Consider the following 16,717-nt stretch of genomic DNA (forward strand, 5'->3'; position numbering starts at 1 on the left):
CGGGGTCTAACCCGGCAGAAGGAGGAAGACGTGTGCACCCGCGCCTCCCGGCCCCTTGCTTCCTCAGGTAAGGAAGCGGCGGTCCACATAACCGATATGGTTCGTTATGTCAATAGAAAAGTGCCGAACCCTAATCCTTGGTGATGTCGTAGTCCATCCGCGGCGTGTAGGTATCCTTCATCGACTTCGGCAGGCCGCTGTCGGCGATGACGACACGGTGCTTGATCAGCCACTTGCCGTCCTTCTTCACCAGCCGGTCGTACTCGCGGCCCTGCTCCCACAAGCGGGGCGGGCCGTCGATCTTGTCGTTGAGCACCCCGGTCCACAGGAACGTGGCGGTCGCGGAATCGCCTTGAACGTCGATCACCGGGTTGCTCAGGATCATGTGGAACACGCCCTGGGACGCAGGATTGGCGTCGCCCGCCAGCGCGGCGTAGATTCCCGGCACCTCCGCCTTGCCGTGCGCGACCTTGCCGTTGACGTCGAGCACGGCGTCGTCGGTGAAATAGTCCTCGAAGGCGTGATTATCGCTCTTGCCGAAGTTCGCATAGTAGCGCCCGACCAGGTCCTGGATCGCCACCCGGTCGAGCATCGCCTGGGTGGCGGGGTCCGGCGCCTTGTCGCCGACGCTTGCGTTGCACCCCGCCAGCGTGAGCGCCGCGAGCGCGGCCATCGTTCGTCCCAGCATGATCCCCTCCGTCGTTGAGTTTGTCCGATAATCGCACCGTGGAGGACAAACGCAAGCGGATTGCCGTGCGCGCTCCGGCAGCGTAGTCTCGCCGCGGGCCCGGGGGAGAGCCGCGGCCAACAACGATAACTCGTCGCTTGGGAGGTCTACGGAAAATGCCTGCACTTATTGCACTTGCGCTGTCGGTCGGCGTGCTCGCCGTCCTCGATACCTGGCTCTACGTCGGCCCGCTGGCCGCCTTCCTGCCGGGCCTTGTGTGGATCTCGTTCATCGCCTGGGGCTGCCACTTCCATTCGGGTGGCGGGTCGAAGGGCTCGATCACCACCGTCACCTGCATGAGCTGGGGCGCGTTGGTCGGCATGGGCGCAGTGATGCTCGCCGGCGGCGTGCTCGCCGGTCTCGGCACGCTGGCGGCGCCGGTCGCTGTCGGCCTTGGCGCGGCGGTGATCTGCCTGTCGTCGGCCATCGGCCTGCTGCAGACGATCCCCGCGAGCGTCTATGGCTTCGCCTCGATCGCCGGACCGATCCTGCTCGCCAACATGGCGCCCGACAAGGCGATCCTGCCGACGGTCGTCTCGATCATTATCGGCGCGGCGTTCGGCTACGTCTCGGAGATGCTGGCCAACGCGCTCACGAAGAAGGGCGACGTTTCGGCCGAAGCCACCGCCGATCCCGGCCACGCCTGATCGAGTGAATGAGAAAGTCCCCGCCGGAGCGATCCGGCGGGGACTTTGCCTGTTACTTCCCGAACACGTCCGGCGTCTGGTACGGCGCCGTCCAGCCGACCGCCTCGATCTCGTGGATCTTGCCGCCCCACACCTTGAAGATGTGGATCGCCGGCATGTCGAACGGCTTGTATTCCATATGCCGGACGGTGGTGCCAGGCACCCCGAGCAGCGGGAAGTCCTTCTTGGTGAAGTCGTGGCGGAAATGGCTCATGCCCCAGACCAGGCCGGTCACGGGGTCGGCGATCTCCACCCGCCGGTGATGGATCTCGGTGATGTACTCCCACATGTTGGTGTCCATCTGCGCCGCGCAGCCGAGCCCGCCGAGGTAGGCGAAGCTGGGATCGTTGACGTTGCCGGTGCCGGGGCGGGTCAGCGGATTGCGCGCGGTCTGGAAGCCGTTCTCGTGCCGCTCGCAATCGTCGGCGAAAGCGGATTCCTGCGAATTGCCGTCGTCGAGCGCGTCGTAATAGCTCTTGCCGAGCCAGATCAGCCGGCCGCGAGAATCCGCGTACTCATACGGCACCTCGCGCAGCAGCCCCGGACGCACCGCCTGCAGGTTGGCCATCGCCGTTGGGGCGGGCGTGTTGCCGACCAGATGCTCGGCCTCGGTGATCTTGCCGTTCTCGACCTTGAGCCGCACGCCGAACATCGCCGGCTTGCCGTCGGCGGCGGCGGCCACGAGCAGCACGCCGACCTGCTCGGAGACCGGATCGGGCACATGGAGCACGAACCCGCTCGGCCCGGCGCCGAGCGATTGCCACAGGCCTTCGCCGGGCTTGATCGCCTTCATGTTTTCGACAGTCACGGCATTCGCCGCCAGCGGCACCGCCTTGGGGTTATGCGCAACCAGCGCGGCCACATACTTGTCGGAGAGGTCGATCAGGCACTGCCGGTCGCATGGGCCCGGCTTGTCCTGCGCGGCCGTCGGCGCGGCCAGGGTCAGCCCGGCAACACCGAGCAGCAGTGCCAGCTTCGCGCGCATCACTTGTTGCTCGAGCTTGTGCTGCGGTCGGCGACCTGCAGGGTGCCCGCTGCGCGCGCCTTCTCGCGCGCCTCGCGCTTGGCGGCTTCGTAGGGGCTGGTGCCCTCGATATAGCCGCGGGTCTGCTCGTTGCCTTCGAAGCAGGCGTACTCGAACTGCTTGTAATCCTTGTTGCGGGTCCACGGGAAGTCGAGCTTGAACGGCGCGCTGAGGGTCACCGGATCGCTGACCCAGGCTTCGTAGTGGATATGGTCGGGCCCGGTCGGGGTGAGCCGCTCGACCACCTTCATCTGATCGCTGTTGGGTATCGCGCGGCCACCGGCGCCGTTGCCGCCGATCGGCTGGTTGGGGACGAAGTTGGTCGTCTCCACCACCAGCGTGTCGCCTTCCCAGTGTCCCACCGAATAGCCCATCCAGCTCTTCACCGGCGCCGGCGGCGGACCTTTGCCGGCGAGCGGGATGATCCGCGCTTCATGGATCATCTCCAGCTTGATCACCGCATAGCCGGGCGATTGCCAGACCTCGATGCCGCTGTTGTACGCGCCGGGCAGCATCGAGCTGGGCATGCCGCGGGTGATGCAGCGGTCATAAGGACTGAAATCGGTCACCCAGGTGAAAGTGTCCTCGGTCCAGCTGCTCTTCATGTTCTTGGAGAGCTCGGCGCCGAGCGGCGTCGGCGGGGGAATGCGGCCGTTGGCCGGCTCCATGATCAGCGAGGTCTGCCGCATCGGCACGCCGCGCTCGGTCCAGTGGCCCATGCCCATGCGGTTGGCCTTGACCTCGAGGTTGTAGAGCTTGAGCTGCTCGTCGGCGGCCTTCTTCGCCGCGGCGTATTCCTCGTCGGTCAGCCAGGCCTTGGTGCCGAGGTTCGGCGGCCGCTGCGACGGGGTCGAGCTGAGGATGTCGATCGGCCAGCTGCCGGTCAGGTCGGGATCGCCCCATTCGGTGCGCGGCGCGTGCCAGCCGGGCGGGGCCTTGAGGCCCGGCTCGTCGGGTGTGGTCGCTGAAGCGGCGGGCCTGGCGTCGTCGGCCGCGGCCGGCCCGGCGGCGGCGAGAAACAGCGGAACGGCCAGCGCGGCCCCAACAAAGCGCAGACTCATCGAAACCTCTCCCACACGTTTTGCCGGAGAGTATGCTCGCAATGGCCGGGGTTGCAAGCGTTGCGCTGCCCTTTTTGCCTGCGGCAAAATAGATCCGGTCGTCAGCCCTTGAGCTTGCTCGCCTCGAGCTTCGCCCGCGACACCCACGTGCCGTGGACCTGGCTGCGCAGCGCCAGCCCGGTCTTGATCCTGGCCACCGGGCCCCTGGCGATCTCGCCGGCGTTCACGATCCACAGCTCCGATGAATAATCGCCGGGGACCTGCTGCGCCGGGTTCGGGTTGTTGGGAATGTCCACCACGGTGAGCAGCCAGCCCTCGTGGCCCGGTTCGCTCGACGGCACGTGCGCCGGCTCGCTGATCGCCGCGCCGGGGGGAACGCCCATCAGCTCGACCCGGCCGTTGCCGACCTCGATCCGTAGCAGCGCGTTGAAGTTGGCGCCGACCGGGCCTCCGGGCATCGGCGGGCCGCCCTGCGGGTTCATGCTGAGGTACCAGGCGTGGCTGTACGGCCGCCCCTGGTCGGCGTCGGCGAGCCGCGGGAGGTCGCCCGGAGGGCCGAGCGGGCGCTCCTGGATCGTCGGCCGGGCCTTGCTCATGTCGATCGTCCAGCGGGTGAGCGCGCCCTGGATTTCCTGCTGCGGCTTATGGATCCCGCCGGCCTCGCGCATGAAGCTGAAGGCGTTGGTCTCGGTCAGGCACATGTCGATGTGGACCAGGTTGCCGTCGTCGTAGGCGTTGACCTCGTGGAACACCGAGACGCCGACGGGCCCCTCGATCCAGATCATCTCCTCGACCTTGCCGTAGCGCGGCATGATCCCGACCCAGCTCGGCAGGTCCTGATGGTGCGCCCAGTGCGCGCCGCCGGCCTTGAGCCGATCGAGGTCGGCGAGCGTCGGGAAGATCGGGAACACGGCGTACTTCTCGGTGATCACGAAATCGTGGATCGTCGAGCAATAGGGCTGCTTGAACCACTGCTCGCTGGTGAGATTGCCGTCCTTGTCGGCGATGCCGTAGGCGACGTCGAGGCTGCACAGCCCGCCCGCCTCGTAACCGAAGAAGAACATCTCGCCGGTGCCCGGATCGATCCGCGGGTGCGCGGTGAAGGTCTCGGACTTGAGCGCGCCGTAGTAATCCCACTTGCCGGCGGTCTCGAGCGTGTGCGGGTTGACCTCGTAACCGCGCCCGTCCTCCTTGGTCATGAACAGCCGGCCGCCGTGCCACACGGGCGTGGTGTTGGAGACCGTGCGGTCGACTCCCTCGACGCTGGGATCGTCGGTGAACGGGTTGCGGTAGCGGCCGAACAACGCGCGGCGGGCCTTCTTCTCGGCGAGGTAGCGCTCGGTCTCGACATATCTGATGTCGAAATCGGCGGCGCCGTTCTCGATGTTGAAGCGGGCGATCATCCCGTCGGCGTTGAGCGCGATGTCGTCCTCGAACATCGGCGCGTGGGCGTTGTCGGGCACCGCGCGGAAGAACGCGCCGTCGACCTCGGCGGGGATTTCGCCCTCGACCTCGAGGTCGCGCTTGGAGAGCTCGGTCCGGCGCGGCGTGTTGCTGCCGATGAAGTGGATCGTCTGCGGAAAGGCACCCATGGCCCTTGTCTCCCATTGATTCTTGGCTTCGGACCGTAACGGATGTTACAGTCGAGGCAAGGCCGCGCTTTGCTCGCGCGCAATCCGGGGGGGAACGGAACTTGGGACGGCAGGACAAGATCGACGACCGGCGCCTCGGCGTCAGCGAGCCGGAAGGCAGCGTGGGCACGCTGCATCGGCTGCTCAAGCTCAACAACAGGCTGATGCAGCCGTTCTCGATGTACCTGTCGCACCGGCACAACATCAGCCTCAACGAATTCCGCCTGCTGATGGCGATCGGCCGCCTCGGCGCGAGCGCCAGCCACGAACTCGCCGAGCACACCGGCGTCAACGCGATGAGCGTCAGCCGCGCGGTCTCCACGCTGCAGCGGCACGGCAGGATCACCGTCGAGCCCGATCCCAGCAACCGCCGCCGCAAGGTGCTCAAGCTCACGCCCGAAGGCCGCCGGCTCTACGAGCTCATGCGCCCGCAGACACTCGCCGTGGCCGACTACTTGCTGTCCGATCTGCCCGAAGCCGATCTCGCCAAGCTCGACCATCTGGTGAGCGACCTGATCGCCCGGCTCGAGGCGACCGACGAGAAGGGCCGTTCGCTGTTCCTCGAGCGGACCAAGCCCGCGGACGAAGGATGAGCCCCGCCGAGCGCCGCGCGATCGAGGCCGACGTCGAGCGGCTGATCAAGCGCTACGTCAATCTCAACGACGCGCAGGACTGGGAAGCGGTCGCCGCGCTCTACACCGACGACGCCCGCTTCGCCCGGCCGAGCAAGCCCGGCGAGTTCGTTGCCGGGCGCGCGGCGATCCTCGCCAGCTTCCGCGCCCGCCCGCCGCGTGCCCAGCGGCACGTGATCGCAAACGTGGTGGTCGACGTCGAAAGCCCTTCCACCGCGCGGGCGTTCAGCGTGATCGTGCTTTACCAGGGCGACCCGGCGCCGGAGGGCGAGTTACCCGCGATGAGCGCGGATTCACCGCTGGTCGGCACCTTCACCGACCGGCTGGTGCTGACGGAGGAGGGCTGGCGCTTCGCCGAACGGGTCGGCGGGCTCGACTTCAGGCCGTAGCCGGTCTCGCGTCGAACGCTTCGCGCACTCTCAGCGCCATCGGCACCGCCAGGCACACCAGCGCGCAAATCGCGGCGGGACCGGCGGCGGCAGCGAGAAACAGGCGCGGGGCGACGTTGGCACCGAGCATGACCTGGCCGAGCGGCGGGCCGAGGATCGCGCCAATGCGGGCGACCAGGATGCCCATGCCGACCGCCGAGGAAAGCAGCCGCGGCGGGAACAAATAGGCGCACAGCGCCGGCAGCGCCATGCCGCCGGCCGAGGCGCCGCCCATGCCGACCATCAGCAGCAGCGTCCAGCGGCTGGCATCGGGGGCGGTCGTGCCGATCGCCAGGAAGCACAGCGCCATCAGGGCGAACGCGCCGACCAGCGTCGCACCCGGCCGCCACCGATCGATCAGCACGCTGACCAGGATGCCGAACGCCAACCCGGCCAGCTGGACCTCGCCCGCGACTTGCGCCGCGGCGTCGAGCGTGAAACCGGCCCGCGGCAGGATCGTCGGCAGCCACGAATTGAGGAAGTAGAGGTTCATCGCATTCAGCGAGAGCACGGCCGCGACCACCCCGAACGGCAGCAGCCACGGCGCGCGGAACAGTTCGAGCTGGGGGGCTTTTGTGCGCGGGGGCGCGCCCGGCACGGTTTCGGGCGCGCCGCCGGCCAGCACGAACCCAAGGGTGATGGCGAGCAAGGCGGCAAACAGGCCGGGGACGACGAACAACCCTTGCCAGCCGCCGGCCGCAACCACCATCGGCGTCATCAGACCGGCGAGCGCGAGTCCGAGCGGGATCCCGGCGGAGACGACCGACATCAAGGTCGCCCGCAGGCGGTCAGGGGCCAGCTCGGCGGATAGTGCTGAAACGTTGGGCAGGCAGGCGCCGAGCGCGAAGCCGGTCAGGAAGCGCCAGAAGAGGAACGCCGGGATGCTCGCCGAGAGCGAGGTCGCCAGCGTCGACAGGGCAACCCCGAGGCAGCCGAACACGATCAGCGGTCGCCGCCCGATCCGGTCCCCCAGCGGCGCCAGGGTGGCCCCGCCGACGCCGATGCCCACCAGCAGCGCCGAGAACACCCAGCCGAACGCCGCCGGCTCGAGCCCGAGCGCGCCCTTCAACCGCGGAACGGCGAGCGCCATCGCGTTGAGGTCGTACCCCTCCATCACGAACACGCCGCCGAGCAGCACCAGCGCCAGAATGCGGCGGAAGCCGGTCACGCCCGCGCGTCCCACGGGGAGGGCATGTGATAAGGCACGGTGATGAAGTTCGCCTCGATCTGCAGAATCGCACCTTGGCGTATCTTGAAGGCTTCGGACAGATAGAACGTGTGCGGCCGGCGGATCGGGCTGGAGGCGGGCGTGCCGTCGGTCAGCTGGTACTCGCCGAGACGGCCGCAATGATCGATGAACCCGTGCGCGAGGACGATCCCGCGCTCCTCATCGACCAGGGGAAAGCGCCGGCCGCGCAGGCGGTCGTCGTAGCGGTAGTTGCCGAGGCGGAATTGCTCCTCGCACGGGAGACCGGCGACGGGGACGAAGAAGTCGGGATTGTTGGTCGTCTGGACGCCGTTCTCGATCCGGTTGCAGCCGGGGTGGAACCTGGTGCGGATGGTGCCGTCGTTCTTCTCGAGCGTGGCGAAATAGCCGTCGGCGAGCGCGATCATCTCGGCCCGGCTCGAGCGCTCGGCTTCGGGCACGATCTCTTCCATCACCGGCTTGCGCTCGAATTTGGGATCGGGAAACACCAGCGCCTCGTCGGCCTGGCGCACCACGATCGTCTCGACTTCGGCGATCGCGTCGCCGCGCAGGCCGATGCGGATGCACGCGCCCGAGATGTCGCGGGTTTCGGTCACCGTAGTGAACAGCGCGACCTGACCCGTCTCCAGATCGGCGAAGCGCAAGTCGTACGGGCCGAGGCCGGTGATCGTTCCCCACAGCCCGTCGCCCGGTTCGAGCGCGACGTTGTTCTCGGTGACGAGCGAGTCGGGTGTCCAGGCCAGGCGGGTGTGGTCGCGCGCCAGCAGCGCCTCGCAATAGCGGTCGAGCGCCGCGTACAGGTCGTCGCGAGTTGCCAAAATTCATCCCCTCCGCTTGACTTGCGGCGGTGCTAGCTCAAAAGTAACGATCGTTAAAGTCGCGGTTCGCGCGACTCCTGCTTTCGCAGGGACAGGTGGGAGAGGGAAGTGGATCCGAGCGGCAAGGTCGCCATCGTCACCGGCGGCAATTCGGGCCTCGGCGAAGGCGGCATCCATCGCCTGCTGCGCGCGGGAGCGAGCGTCGTCTCGCTCGATCTCTCCGGCAAGCCTCCGCCGGGCGCCGATTTCGTGGAATGCGACGTCAGCGACGAAGGGTCGGTCAAGTCCGCGGTCAAGCAGGTCGTGGACCGCTACGGCGAAATCCACATGCTGCTCAACAACGCCGGGATCGGCGGCCTCGCCCCGATCGCCACGGCCGAGTGTCCCTGCAACATGGACGAGTTCCGCAAGATCATCGCCGTGAATCTGATCGGCGCCGCGCAAGTCGCCGCGCACGTCTCCCACCGCATGATCGGCAACGCGCCTTCGGGCACGGACGGCGAGCGCGGGGTTATCGTCAACACTTGCTCCATCGCCAGCTTCGAGGGCCAGGAAGGCATGGGCGCCTACACCGCCGCCAAGGCCGCGCTGGCGGCGCTGACGCTGGTCTGGGCGCGCGACCTGTCGCGCCACGGCATCCGCGTGAACGCCGTCGCGCCCGGCTTCATGGACACGCCGATGGTTGCCTCGCTGCCGCCCGAATTCGTCGACGAGCTCATTTCGGGTAACGAGTTCCCCAAGCGCGCCGGCACTCCCGACGAATATGGCGCGGTGGCCGAGTTCCTCATCCGCACGCCGCTGATAAACGGCGAAGTCGTCCGCCTTGACGCCGGGGCGCGGCCTCCCGCGCGCACCCAATGGGCCGCAGGCCAGTAAAGGGACCTAAATGGCAGACATTCCTCTCCCGCCCGGCTTCACCGCCGCCAAGATGAGCCAGGCGCAGAAGGCGTTCGAGGCCGCGCTCGGCGCCGACAAGGTGTTCTTCGAGGCCCTCGACCGGATCAGCTACCAGGACAAGTTCGCCATCGACGAGGCGCGCCATCATCCGGCCGGCGCCATCGCCCCGACCTCGGTCGAGGAAGTCCAGGCTGCGGTGAAGATCGCCAACCAGTTCCGCGTGCCCTTGTGGCCGATCAGCCGGGGCAAGAACCTCGGCTACGGCGGCACCGCGCCGGAGCTCGCCGGCAGCGTGGTGCTCGACCTCAGCCGAATGAAGAAGATCGAGTTCGACGCGGCCAACGGCGTCGTCACCCTCGAGCCCGGCGTCGGCTTCTACGACCTCTACGACTACATCCAGCAGCACAAGCTGCCCTACTGGCTCTCCACCCCCGGCAATTCGTGGGGCTCGGTGATCGGCAACGCCCTCGACCGCGGGGTCGGCTACACGCCGTACGGCGAGAACACGAAGAACTTCTGCGGGATGGAAGTGGTGCTGCCGACCGGCGAGGTGGTCCGCACCGGCATGGGCGCGTTCTCCAACGCGCCGACCTGGGGCCTCTACCCGTTCGGCTATGGCCCGGCCTGGGACCAGATGTTCGTCCAGTCGAACTTCGGCATCGTGACCAAGGCCAACATGTGGCTGATGCCCGAGCCCGAGAGCCTGATGGGCATGGACGTCGAGTTCGACCGGCCGGAGGACCTCAAGGCGATGGTCGACACCATCGGGCCCTTGCGGCGCGAGCGCCTGCTCCAGCAGAGCCCGAGCATCGGCAACTGGCTGCGCGCCGCCGCCGTGCTGACCACGCGCAAGGAATGGACCGACAAGCCCGGCGCGCTGGACGACAGCGTGATCAGTGCGATCCGCAAGAAGTTCAACATCGGCTGGTGGGGCGTTTCGCTGCGCCTCTACGGGCGCGAGGAGGTCAACAAGGCGGTCTACAAGGTGCTCGAAAAGGCGATGAGCGACATCAAGCCGATGCTGCTCAAGCCGACCACCTGGGTGAAGGGCCAGCCGATGGAGTATTCGGGCTGGACCGGCACGCCGATGACCTTCCCGATGCAGAACATCAACTGGTACGGCGGGCGCGGCGGGCACATCGGCTTTTCGCCGCTGCTGCCGCAGGACGGCACCAAGGCGCTCGAGCAGTTCCAGCGGACTTACGCGCGCTACAAGGAATACGGCATGGACTACCAGGGCAGCTTCGCCTTCGGCGAGCGGCACCTGGTCAACGTCAACGCGATGATCTTCGACAAGGACAACCCGCAGATGATGGGGCGGATCGACCCGTTCTTCCGCACGCTCGTCGCCGACGCCAAGGCGCAAGGCTACGGCGAATACCGCACGCACCTCGACTACATGGACCTGGTCGCGGAAAGCTACGACTGGGGCGGGGGGGCGCTCAGGAAGCTCAACGAGAAGGTCAAGAACGCGCTCGACCCCAACGGCATCCTCGCGCCGGGCAAGAGCGGCATCTGGCCGACGACCTACAACGGGGAGCGCAAGGCATGAGCCGGATCGCACTCGCCGCCCTCGCGGCGCTGGGGCTCGCGAGCGTCGCCATGGCGCAAGGCATGCCCAAGCCGACGACCATCGTCGACCGCCCGAACGCCACCGGCGGCGAGAAGCTCTACGTCGAGCATTGCGTGATGTGCCACGGCCCGAACGGCATGGGCACGGGCCTGCTCGCCCGCCGGGTGCAGCCGGCGCTGCTCGAACAGCGCGACAACCTCGCCGCCGCCTACGTGATCATGGCCGCGCGGCGTGGCATCGGCAACATGCCGCAAATCCCGCGCGGCGAGGTCAGCGATGCCGAGCTCAAGCAGATCGCCGACTATCTTGCGGCCGGTCCGCACGGAGCGGCCAAGTGATCCGGGCCACCCGGCGCGGGGCGCTGGCGGGAGCCCTGGCGTTGCCGGCTGCCGCCTCGCTGGCGAAGACGCCGCGCCGCAAGCCGAGCGGCACCGTCTTGCTGCACGATCCTTCGCTTGAAGCCGGCCGCCGCTTCGCGGCTGCAGGCGCAGCGCGCGGCGACAAGGTCCTCACCATCGAGGGCGACCGCATCCGCTTCGCCCGCACGGTGTTCGAACGCGCGCCCGCGCTGGTGATCGGCGTCAGCCGCGCGGCCGACGCGGTCCTTATCGAGGACGTCGCGCGCGAGGCAGGTTACGCGCCGGTCACCGTGCCGGCACCACTCGTAGGCGAGTTCGCCTGGGCGCTGGCACCGCGAGTCTGATCGCTAGCCGCGCTCGCCGGGCGATCCGGTCGCGGCCGTGTCCGCCTTCGCGCACACGAAGCTCTTCTCCGAGGTCACGTCGCCCACGCCGTCGTACTTCGCGATCAGCGGATACGGGCATAACGGGCGGCTGATCGGCGGCAGTTTGGGCGCGTTGGGGTTGGGCGAGGGCGTGCGGGTGGCGACGATCCGCTCGGGCGCCTTGCCGGAGGTTGCCCAGGCATCGATCGTGCCCAGCGTGTCGAAGGTCGAGGCGCCTTCGCCGCCCCCGCAATGGTCCATGCCGGGGACCATGAACAGCCGCACCTGATTGCGCGCCTGCGCCGCAGGGAGCGCGCCGAGCAGGCCGGTGTAGAACTCGACCGAGTTGTTCGCCGGGATCAGCCCGTCGGTCCAGCCGTGACTCATCAGCAGCTTGCCGCCGCGGGCGAAGAACGGCCCGAGGCCGGTCGGCGGCACGTCGAGCATGTTCGCGCCATAAGCGCGCGCGGCAGCGAGCTCGGCGCCGTAGTCGCTCACCTTCCAGTCCCATCCGGGCTGGCTGGCGAACACGAGGTCGCGGAAATAGCTCGTCGCCACCGGGAACGGCTCATTGCCGCCGATCAGCAGTGCCAGCTGCATTTCGCTGCCGACCGGCCAGCCGGGCCTGATCACTCTGCCCGTCGCATCGCGCACGCCGCCGTAGATCATGTGCAGGGCATCGACTTGCGCCGGGGCGAGGCACGAGGCGGTCTCGCCCGCCTTGCATTGCAGCACCGCCGGATCGAACCCGCAGTGCAACGGATCGCCGATCAGCCCGTCCTCGGCCCCGTCGAGCTTGTCGCAGGCTTTCACCACGGCCGCGTGGACCATGCCCATCGTCGCCGGCGATAGCGCCGCCCCGGGCGCGTGCTTGGGCGCCCAGCCGACCCACATCGACTGGACCATCAGCCCGGTCATCGGGTTGGCCGGGGCCATCGCGCTGATCGCGTCGAAATCGTTCGGATAGCGGTGCGCTTCCATCAGGCCCTGGCGGCCGCCGGTCGAGCAGGAGTCCCAGTAGGACTTCGTCGGCTTCGCGGCATAGAAGGCATTTATCGCCTGCTTGCCCGTCACGACCATTTCGTGGACCGCGCGGTAGCCGAAATCGACCAGCTTCTCGGGGTGGCCGACCGCCCACTTGGCGTCGAGACCGCTGCCCTTGTGGCCGGTGTCGGTGGTGGCGACGGCGTAGCCCTGCTTGAGCGGGGCGGCCATCGCCGAATAGGAGAGCTGGCCGGCCCAGATGCCGTTGCCGACGGCGACGAACTTGCCGTTCCAGCCGGTGGCCGGGAGCCAGACTTCGACCTTGATGTCCGAGTCTTTCGTCGGCGTGAGTGTCGCCTCGATGCGGCAGAACGCCGGCACGTCCTTGTACGACGCGCCGCCGACGCCCGGAGGCGCGCCGGGTCCCGCGGGTTGCTGGAAGCCGCCGGCGGGAACCAGCGTGGCGGCGGTGACCTTGCCGTCGACCTTGAGGTTCGCGAGGCTGGCGCAATCCTTGGCGCCGGCCGGCGCGGCGAAGGCGAGTGCAGCGACGGCGGTGCCGATCGCCAGGTGCGTCGTGAATTTCATCTTGGCTCCCCCTTGATGGCGCTCAGCGCCTGATGATCAGGCTCTCCGGCCGCTTCCTTGCCACCCACTGACCACGACCGGGGAAGTTCTTCAAGACCTCGCCGTCCCACAGCCGCACCGTGCGGCGCCTGAAGCGCCATTGCCCGTCGGCGCCCTTGACCGCGTGATCGTCGTACCAGCCGGTGAAGCGCAGGACGTAGGGCGGCTCGCCCTCGCATTCGGTGACGAAGGCGAAGCCGCGCATCTTTACGCTGCCGTCGGCCTGCGGCGCGTACTGGACTTGCGTCACGTGGTGCTGGCGGCCGGGAAAGCCGGGCGCGTTGGCGTAGTGCTTCATCAGCCCGCGGATGCCGTCGTGGCCTTCCCAGACGTCGGGGTCTTCGAACACCTCTTCGCTCATCACGCAATCCTCGGTGAAGCAGGCGACGAGGCCGTCGGCGTCGCCGGTGTCGAGCGCCCAGCTGTAGGCGGCGATCAGGTCCTGCAGGGCGATGCGGTCTTCGATGGAAAGCTTGCTCACGGAATCCCTCTCCTCATGTTGCCTCAATCGTAACACTCGTTATGATTGAGGCAAGCGGGCGAGTTCCGCACGGGAGAGATTCGTGGGCAAGATCATCGTGACCGGCGCGTCCGGCCAGTTCGGCAATGCGACGGCGAAGATGCTGCTCGAGCAGGTTCCGGCCGAGGACCTGGTGTTCCTTTCGCGCACGCCGGAAAACCTCGCCGAGTTCGCCGAGAGCGGCGCGCATATCCGCCGTGCAGACTTCGACGATCCCTCGACGCTACAGGCCGCGATGGAAGGCGGCGAGCGGATGCTGCTGATCTCGACGGTTCGCGTCGGCAGCCGCGTCGAACAGCACACCGCCGCGGTCGAGGCGGCCGTCGCGCAGGGGGTCAAGCATGTGGTCTATACCTCGCTCCTTGGGGTGAGAACGCCGGGCAATCCCTCGGTCGAGGGTTTCGATCACATCGCCACCGAGCGGATGATCGAGGCGTCCGGCCTTGCCTGGACCCACTTGCGCGACAGCCTCTATGCCGAAGCCGTGGCCACCGCGATGGCCATTCCGGCGCTGCAGGCGGGCCGCAAGCCGGAGAATTCGGGGGCGGGCCGCGTCCCCATCGTCAGCCGCGACGACTGCGTGGCGACGGCGGTGAGCGTGCTGACCCAGGATGGGCATGCCAACAAGGCCTACGACGTCACCGGGCCGGAGCTGTGGACCCTGCCCGACGCGATGGCGCTGGTGTCGCAGATGGCCGGCAAGCCGATCGAGGTCGAACCGGTCGATGACGAAGGGATGTACGCCTATTTCGATTCGCTCGGAGTGGCGCGCAAGGCGTCCGACGTGATGCCCGATGGCCCGATTCCGTGGGCGAGCGAGGGCATGGTCACCTTCGGCCAGTCGATCCGCGAGGGCTTCATGGACGTCGAGTCGAACGACGTCGAGCGCATCACCGGCCGTCCGCCCCGCACGCTGCGCTCGGTTCTCGAACAGTACCGGCACCTGTGGCCGCAATGAGGAGGCTGGTCCTCTTCGCCGCGCTGGCGCTCGCCGCATGCAACGCGGTCACCTCGGACAAGCCGCAGGTCGACACCGCGACCTTTGGCGCCGGAGACAACTGGGACAACCCGGGCGGCGACTGGGCCGGAAGCCACTACTCGCGGCTGACCGACATCGGCCCGAAGAACGTCGGCCAGCTCGGTCTCGCCTGGGAATACGACCTCGGCAGCGACCGGGTGCAGGAAGCAACGCCGGTGGTGATCGACGGGGTGATGTACACCAGCGGCAACCTTGGCCGGGTCTATGCGCTCGACGCGGCGACCGGCAAGGAACTGTGGATCTTCACGCCCGAGGTCGACGGGCAGGTCAACCGCTACGCCTGCTGCGACCAGGCCAATCGCGGAGTGCAGGTTTACAACGGCAAGGTCTACGTCGCCTCGCTCGACGGCGTGCTTTACGCGCTCAACGCCAAGACCGGGCAGGTGGTGTGGAAGACCGACACCGTCGCCGATCACACCCGCGCCTATACCAGCACCGGCGCACCGGAGATCGCCGGCAACCTGGTGATCATCGGCAACGCCGGGGCGGAAGACGATACCCGCGGCTACGTCACCGCTTACGACGCCGACGAGGGCGGGCAGGTGTGGCGCTTCTGGACCGTGCCGCACGACCCCAGGGAAGGTCCTCAGGAAAGCCCCGCGCTCGACGCCGCGGTCAAGACCTGGGCGCCGAACTCGAGCTGGGAGATCGGCGGCGGCGGGACCGCGTGGGACGCGATCGTCTACGACCCGGAGTTCGACCAGGTGATCGTCGGCGTCGGCAACGGCACGCCCTATCCGCAGTCGGCGCGTTCGCCCGGCGGCGGGGACAATCTGTACCTCGAGTGCCTCGTCGCGCTCGACCGCAAGACCGGCAAGCTCAAGTGGTACTTCCAGGAAACGCCTAAGGACCAGTCCGATTACGACGCGGTGCAGCCGATCGTGCTGACCGACCTCGACGTGGGCGGGGGCGGGAAGCGGCCGGTGCTGCTGCACACGCCCAAGAACGGATTCTTCTTCGTGGTCGACCGCAAGACCGGCAAGCCGCTCGCGGCCAACCCGATCGTCCGCACCAGCTGGGCCGACGGCTGGGACCTGAAGACCGGCTTGCCGCACCTGACGCCCGAAGGGAGCGATTACAGTAACGGACCGAAGGTCGTCTTCCCGGCGACGCCGGGCGCGCGCAACTGGTACCCGGCGGCCTACGACCCGCAGCGGGGCACCTACTTCGCGCACGTGCTCGACATGGGCAACCTGCTGTGGGTTCCCGGTCCGCCACAGACCAAGCGCGATCCCAAGTTCCTCAACGCCGGCGCGGCGGTGATCTTCTCGCCCGACCTGCAGGCGGCCGCGCCCGGCCTGCCGCCGCCGATCCGCGAGGCGATGGAGAAGACCGCGCAGTGGCAATGGGTCAAGGACAAGCCGTTTTCCAGCGAGCTGCGGGCGATCGATCCGCTGACCGGAAAGACCAAGTGGAGCGTCAAGGCGCTCGGCTGGCAAGACCGCTTCGGCACCCTTGCCACCGCCTCGGGCCTGTTGTTCCACGGCAACGTCGGCGGGCAGCTGTTCGCCCGCGACGCCGAGACCGGCAAGGCGCTGTGGCAGGTCGAAACCGGCACTTCGATCATGGCCGCGCCGATGACTTACCGGGTGGGCGGCGTGCAATACGTCGCGGTGCAGGCCGGCTGGGGCGGCGGCGGGTGGGGCTTCACCCCCGGCTATTCGGCCGCCTACCAGCGCGGCAACGCCAACCGCCTGCTGGTGTTCAAGCTCGGCGGCGGACCTGTGCCGGTGCCGCCTCCGTTGCCCGCGCTCGAGCCTGCGCCCGTGCCGCCGCCGCAGCTTCCGGGCGTGACCCCGGCCATGCTGGCGCAGGGCCAGGGGCTGTTCACCGCGAACTGCTCGATCTGCCATTCGAACCAGGCCCGCTCGGGCCTACCGGACCTGCGGCGGATGCCGCAGCCGGTCCACGACCAGTTCGACAAGATCGTGCTCGAAGGGCTGCTGACCCCGCGCGGAATGCCGCACTGGGAGGACCGGCTCAGCGCCGACCAGGTCAAGGCGATCCACGCCTACCTGATCAGCCTGCAGGGCCCGCTGCACGACAAGGAAACGGCCCTGAAGAAGGCGGGCAAGCCGCTCGATTCGCAGAGCCTGACGATTTTGAGTAGTTACTAGGACCAACGGCCGCGCCCGTGTG

General features: G+C 68.1%; 17 protein-coding genes. 9 read left to right on the plus strand and 8 right to left on the minus strand.

Annotation, left to right across the window (positions count from 1 at the left end):
• Positions 1–130: 130 nt before the first annotated feature.
• Entirely contained in the window at positions 131–688 is a 558-nt protein-coding gene (locus G7B69_RS11835; protein WP_166179518.1) for a nuclear transport factor 2 family protein, read from the minus strand.
• A 155-nt stretch (positions 689–843) separates the two neighbouring features.
• On the opposite strand from G7B69_RS11835, the gene G7B69_RS11840 reads away from it, so the two are divergent.
• The gene (locus tag G7B69_RS11840) at positions 844–1,374 is read left to right on the plus strand and encodes a DUF1097 domain-containing protein (protein ID WP_166179520.1); all 531 of its coding nucleotides are present in this window, start codon (positions 844–846) and stop codon (positions 1,372–1,374) included.
• A 52-nt stretch (positions 1,375–1,426) separates the two neighbouring features.
• On the opposite strand, the gene G7B69_RS11845 is transcribed toward G7B69_RS11840, so the two are convergent.
• From G7B69_RS11845 to nov2, 3 genes are all read right to left on the minus strand, one after another.
• The gene (locus G7B69_RS11845) at positions 1,427–2,398 is read right to left on the minus strand and encodes a DUF8021 domain-containing protein (protein ID WP_166179522.1); all 972 of its coding nucleotides are present in this window, start codon (positions 2,396–2,398) and stop codon (positions 1,427–1,429) included.
• Positions 2,398–3,498, minus strand: coding sequence for a hypothetical protein (locus G7B69_RS11850; protein ID WP_166179524.1), 1,101 nt, complete (start codon positions 3,496–3,498; stop codon positions 2,398–2,400). Before G7B69_RS11850 ends, G7B69_RS11845 begins: the two co-directional genes overlap by 1 nt.
• Positions 3,499–3,599: 101 nt before the next feature.
• Positions 3,600–5,090 (minus strand): lignostilbene-alpha,beta-dioxygenase NOV2, encoded by a 1,491-nt coding sequence (gene nov2 / locus G7B69_RS11855; protein ID WP_166179526.1) that lies wholly within the window; start codon positions 5,088–5,090, stop codon positions 3,600–3,602.
• 101 nt (positions 5,091–5,191) lie between these two features.
• Between nov2 and G7B69_RS11860 the strand changes: the two genes are divergently transcribed.
• Complete coding sequence (locus G7B69_RS11860; protein ID WP_243415149.1) at positions 5,192–5,722, plus strand: MarR family winged helix-turn-helix transcriptional regulator; 531 nt, start codon at positions 5,192–5,194, stop codon at positions 5,720–5,722.
• Positions 5,719–6,150 (plus strand): nuclear transport factor 2 family protein, encoded by a 432-nt coding sequence (locus G7B69_RS11865; RefSeq protein ID WP_166179528.1) that lies wholly within the window; start codon positions 5,719–5,721, stop codon positions 6,148–6,150. Before G7B69_RS11860 ends, G7B69_RS11865 begins: the two co-directional genes overlap by 4 nt.
• Here G7B69_RS11865 and G7B69_RS11870 read toward each other — a convergent pair.
• A complete protein-coding gene (locus G7B69_RS11870) occupies positions 6,140–7,372 on the minus strand; it encodes an MFS transporter (RefSeq protein WP_166179530.1) in 1,233 nt (410 codons plus the stop codon). The genes G7B69_RS11865 and G7B69_RS11870 overlap by 11 nt on opposite strands.
• On the minus strand, positions 7,354–8,214 hold the full coding sequence (locus G7B69_RS11875) for a DUF8021 domain-containing protein (protein WP_243415150.1): 861 nt from the start codon (positions 8,212–8,214) through the stop codon (positions 7,354–7,356). The genes G7B69_RS11870 and G7B69_RS11875 overlap by 19 nt, the downstream gene beginning before the upstream one ends.
• Positions 8,215–8,322: 108 nt before the next feature.
• Between G7B69_RS11875 and G7B69_RS11880 the strand changes: the two genes are divergently transcribed.
• From G7B69_RS11880 to G7B69_RS11895, 4 genes are read left to right on the plus strand one after another with little or no spacing between them, the layout of a single operon-like run.
• On the plus strand, positions 8,323–9,090 hold the full coding sequence (locus G7B69_RS11880; RefSeq protein WP_166179532.1) for an SDR family NAD(P)-dependent oxidoreductase: 768 nt from the start codon (positions 8,323–8,325) through the stop codon (positions 9,088–9,090).
• A gap of 10 nt (positions 9,091–9,100) precedes the next feature.
• Positions 9,101–10,663 carry an FAD-binding oxidoreductase gene (locus G7B69_RS11885; protein ID WP_207786010.1) on the plus strand — a complete coding sequence of 521 codons (1,563 nt, stop codon included), beginning with the start codon at positions 9,101–9,103 and terminating at the stop codon, positions 10,661–10,663.
• On the plus strand, positions 10,660–11,022 hold the full coding sequence (locus G7B69_RS11890; protein WP_166179535.1) for a c-type cytochrome: 363 nt from the start codon (positions 10,660–10,662) through the stop codon (positions 11,020–11,022). The genes G7B69_RS11885 and G7B69_RS11890 overlap by 4 nt, the downstream gene beginning before the upstream one ends.
• A complete protein-coding gene (locus tag G7B69_RS11895) occupies positions 11,019–11,387 on the plus strand; it encodes a hypothetical protein (protein WP_166179537.1) in 369 nt (122 codons plus the stop codon). The genes G7B69_RS11890 and G7B69_RS11895 overlap by 4 nt, the downstream gene beginning before the upstream one ends.
• A gap of 3 nt (positions 11,388–11,390) precedes the next feature.
• Here the strand turns inward: G7B69_RS11895 and G7B69_RS11900 are convergent, their stop codons facing one another.
• Entirely contained in the window at positions 11,391–12,980 is a 1,590-nt protein-coding gene (locus G7B69_RS11900) for a tannase/feruloyl esterase family alpha/beta hydrolase (RefSeq protein WP_166179539.1), read from the minus strand.
• A gap of 22 nt (positions 12,981–13,002) precedes the next feature.
• Positions 13,003–13,500 carry a nuclear transport factor 2 family protein gene (locus G7B69_RS11905; RefSeq protein ID WP_166179541.1) on the minus strand — a complete coding sequence of 166 codons (498 nt, stop codon included), beginning with the start codon at positions 13,498–13,500 and terminating at the stop codon, positions 13,003–13,005.
• Positions 13,501–13,582: 82 nt separating this feature from the next.
• Between G7B69_RS11905 and G7B69_RS11910 the strand changes: the two genes are divergently transcribed.
• Both G7B69_RS11910 and G7B69_RS11915 read left to right on the plus strand, forming a co-directional pair.
• A complete protein-coding gene (locus G7B69_RS11910; RefSeq protein WP_166179543.1) occupies positions 13,583–14,497 on the plus strand; it encodes an SDR family oxidoreductase in 915 nt (304 codons plus the stop codon).
• Positions 14,494–16,695, plus strand: a complete 2,202-nt coding sequence (locus G7B69_RS11915) for a PQQ-dependent dehydrogenase, methanol/ethanol family (protein ID WP_166179545.1) — start codon at positions 14,494–14,496, stop codon at positions 16,693–16,695. The genes G7B69_RS11910 and G7B69_RS11915 overlap by 4 nt, the downstream gene beginning before the upstream one ends.
• Positions 16,696–16,717: the final 22 nt, after the last annotated feature.

The organism is Croceibacterium segetis, assembly GCF_011320115.1.
Classification (GTDB): domain Bacteria; phylum Pseudomonadota; class Alphaproteobacteria; order Sphingomonadales; family Sphingomonadaceae; genus Croceibacterium_B; species Croceibacterium_B segetis.

What these genes read in the sequence shown, in the direction of transcription:
- G7B69_RS11835 (WP_166179518.1), bottom strand. Translation starts at nt 688, where the DNA reads ATGCTGGGACGAACGATGGCCGCGCTCGCGGCGCTCACGCTGGCGGGG.
- G7B69_RS11845 (WP_166179522.1), bottom strand. Translation starts at nt 2,398, where the DNA reads ATGCGCGCGAAGCTGGCACTGCTGCTCGGTGTTGCCGGGCTGACCCTG.
- G7B69_RS11850 (WP_166179524.1), bottom strand. Translation starts at nt 3,498, where the DNA reads ATGAGTCTGCGCTTTGTTGGGGCCGCGCTGGCCGTTCCGCTGTTTCTC.
- G7B69_RS11890 (WP_166179535.1), top strand. Translation starts at nt 10,660, where the DNA reads ATGAGCCGGATCGCACTCGCCGCCCTCGCGGCGCTGGGGCTCGCGAGC.
- G7B69_RS11840 (WP_166179520.1), top strand. Translation starts at nt 844, where the DNA reads ATGCCTGCACTTATTGCACTTGCGCTGTCGGTCGGCGTGCTCGCCGTC.
- G7B69_RS11885 (WP_207786010.1), top strand. Translation starts at nt 9,101, where the DNA reads ATGGCAGACATTCCTCTCCCGCCCGGCTTCACCGCCGCCAAGATGAGC.
- G7B69_RS11865 (WP_166179528.1), top strand. Translation starts at nt 5,719, where the DNA reads ATGAGCCCCGCCGAGCGCCGCGCGATCGAGGCCGACGTCGAGCGGCTG.
- G7B69_RS11915 (WP_166179545.1), top strand. Translation starts at nt 14,494, where the DNA reads ATGAGGAGGCTGGTCCTCTTCGCCGCGCTGGCGCTCGCCGCATGCAAC.
- nov2 (WP_166179526.1), bottom strand. Translation starts at nt 5,090, where the DNA reads ATGGGTGCCTTTCCGCAGACGATCCACTTCATCGGCAGCAACACGCCG.
- G7B69_RS11900 (WP_166179539.1), bottom strand. Translation starts at nt 12,980, where the DNA reads ATGAAATTCACGACGCACCTGGCGATCGGCACCGCCGTCGCTGCACTC.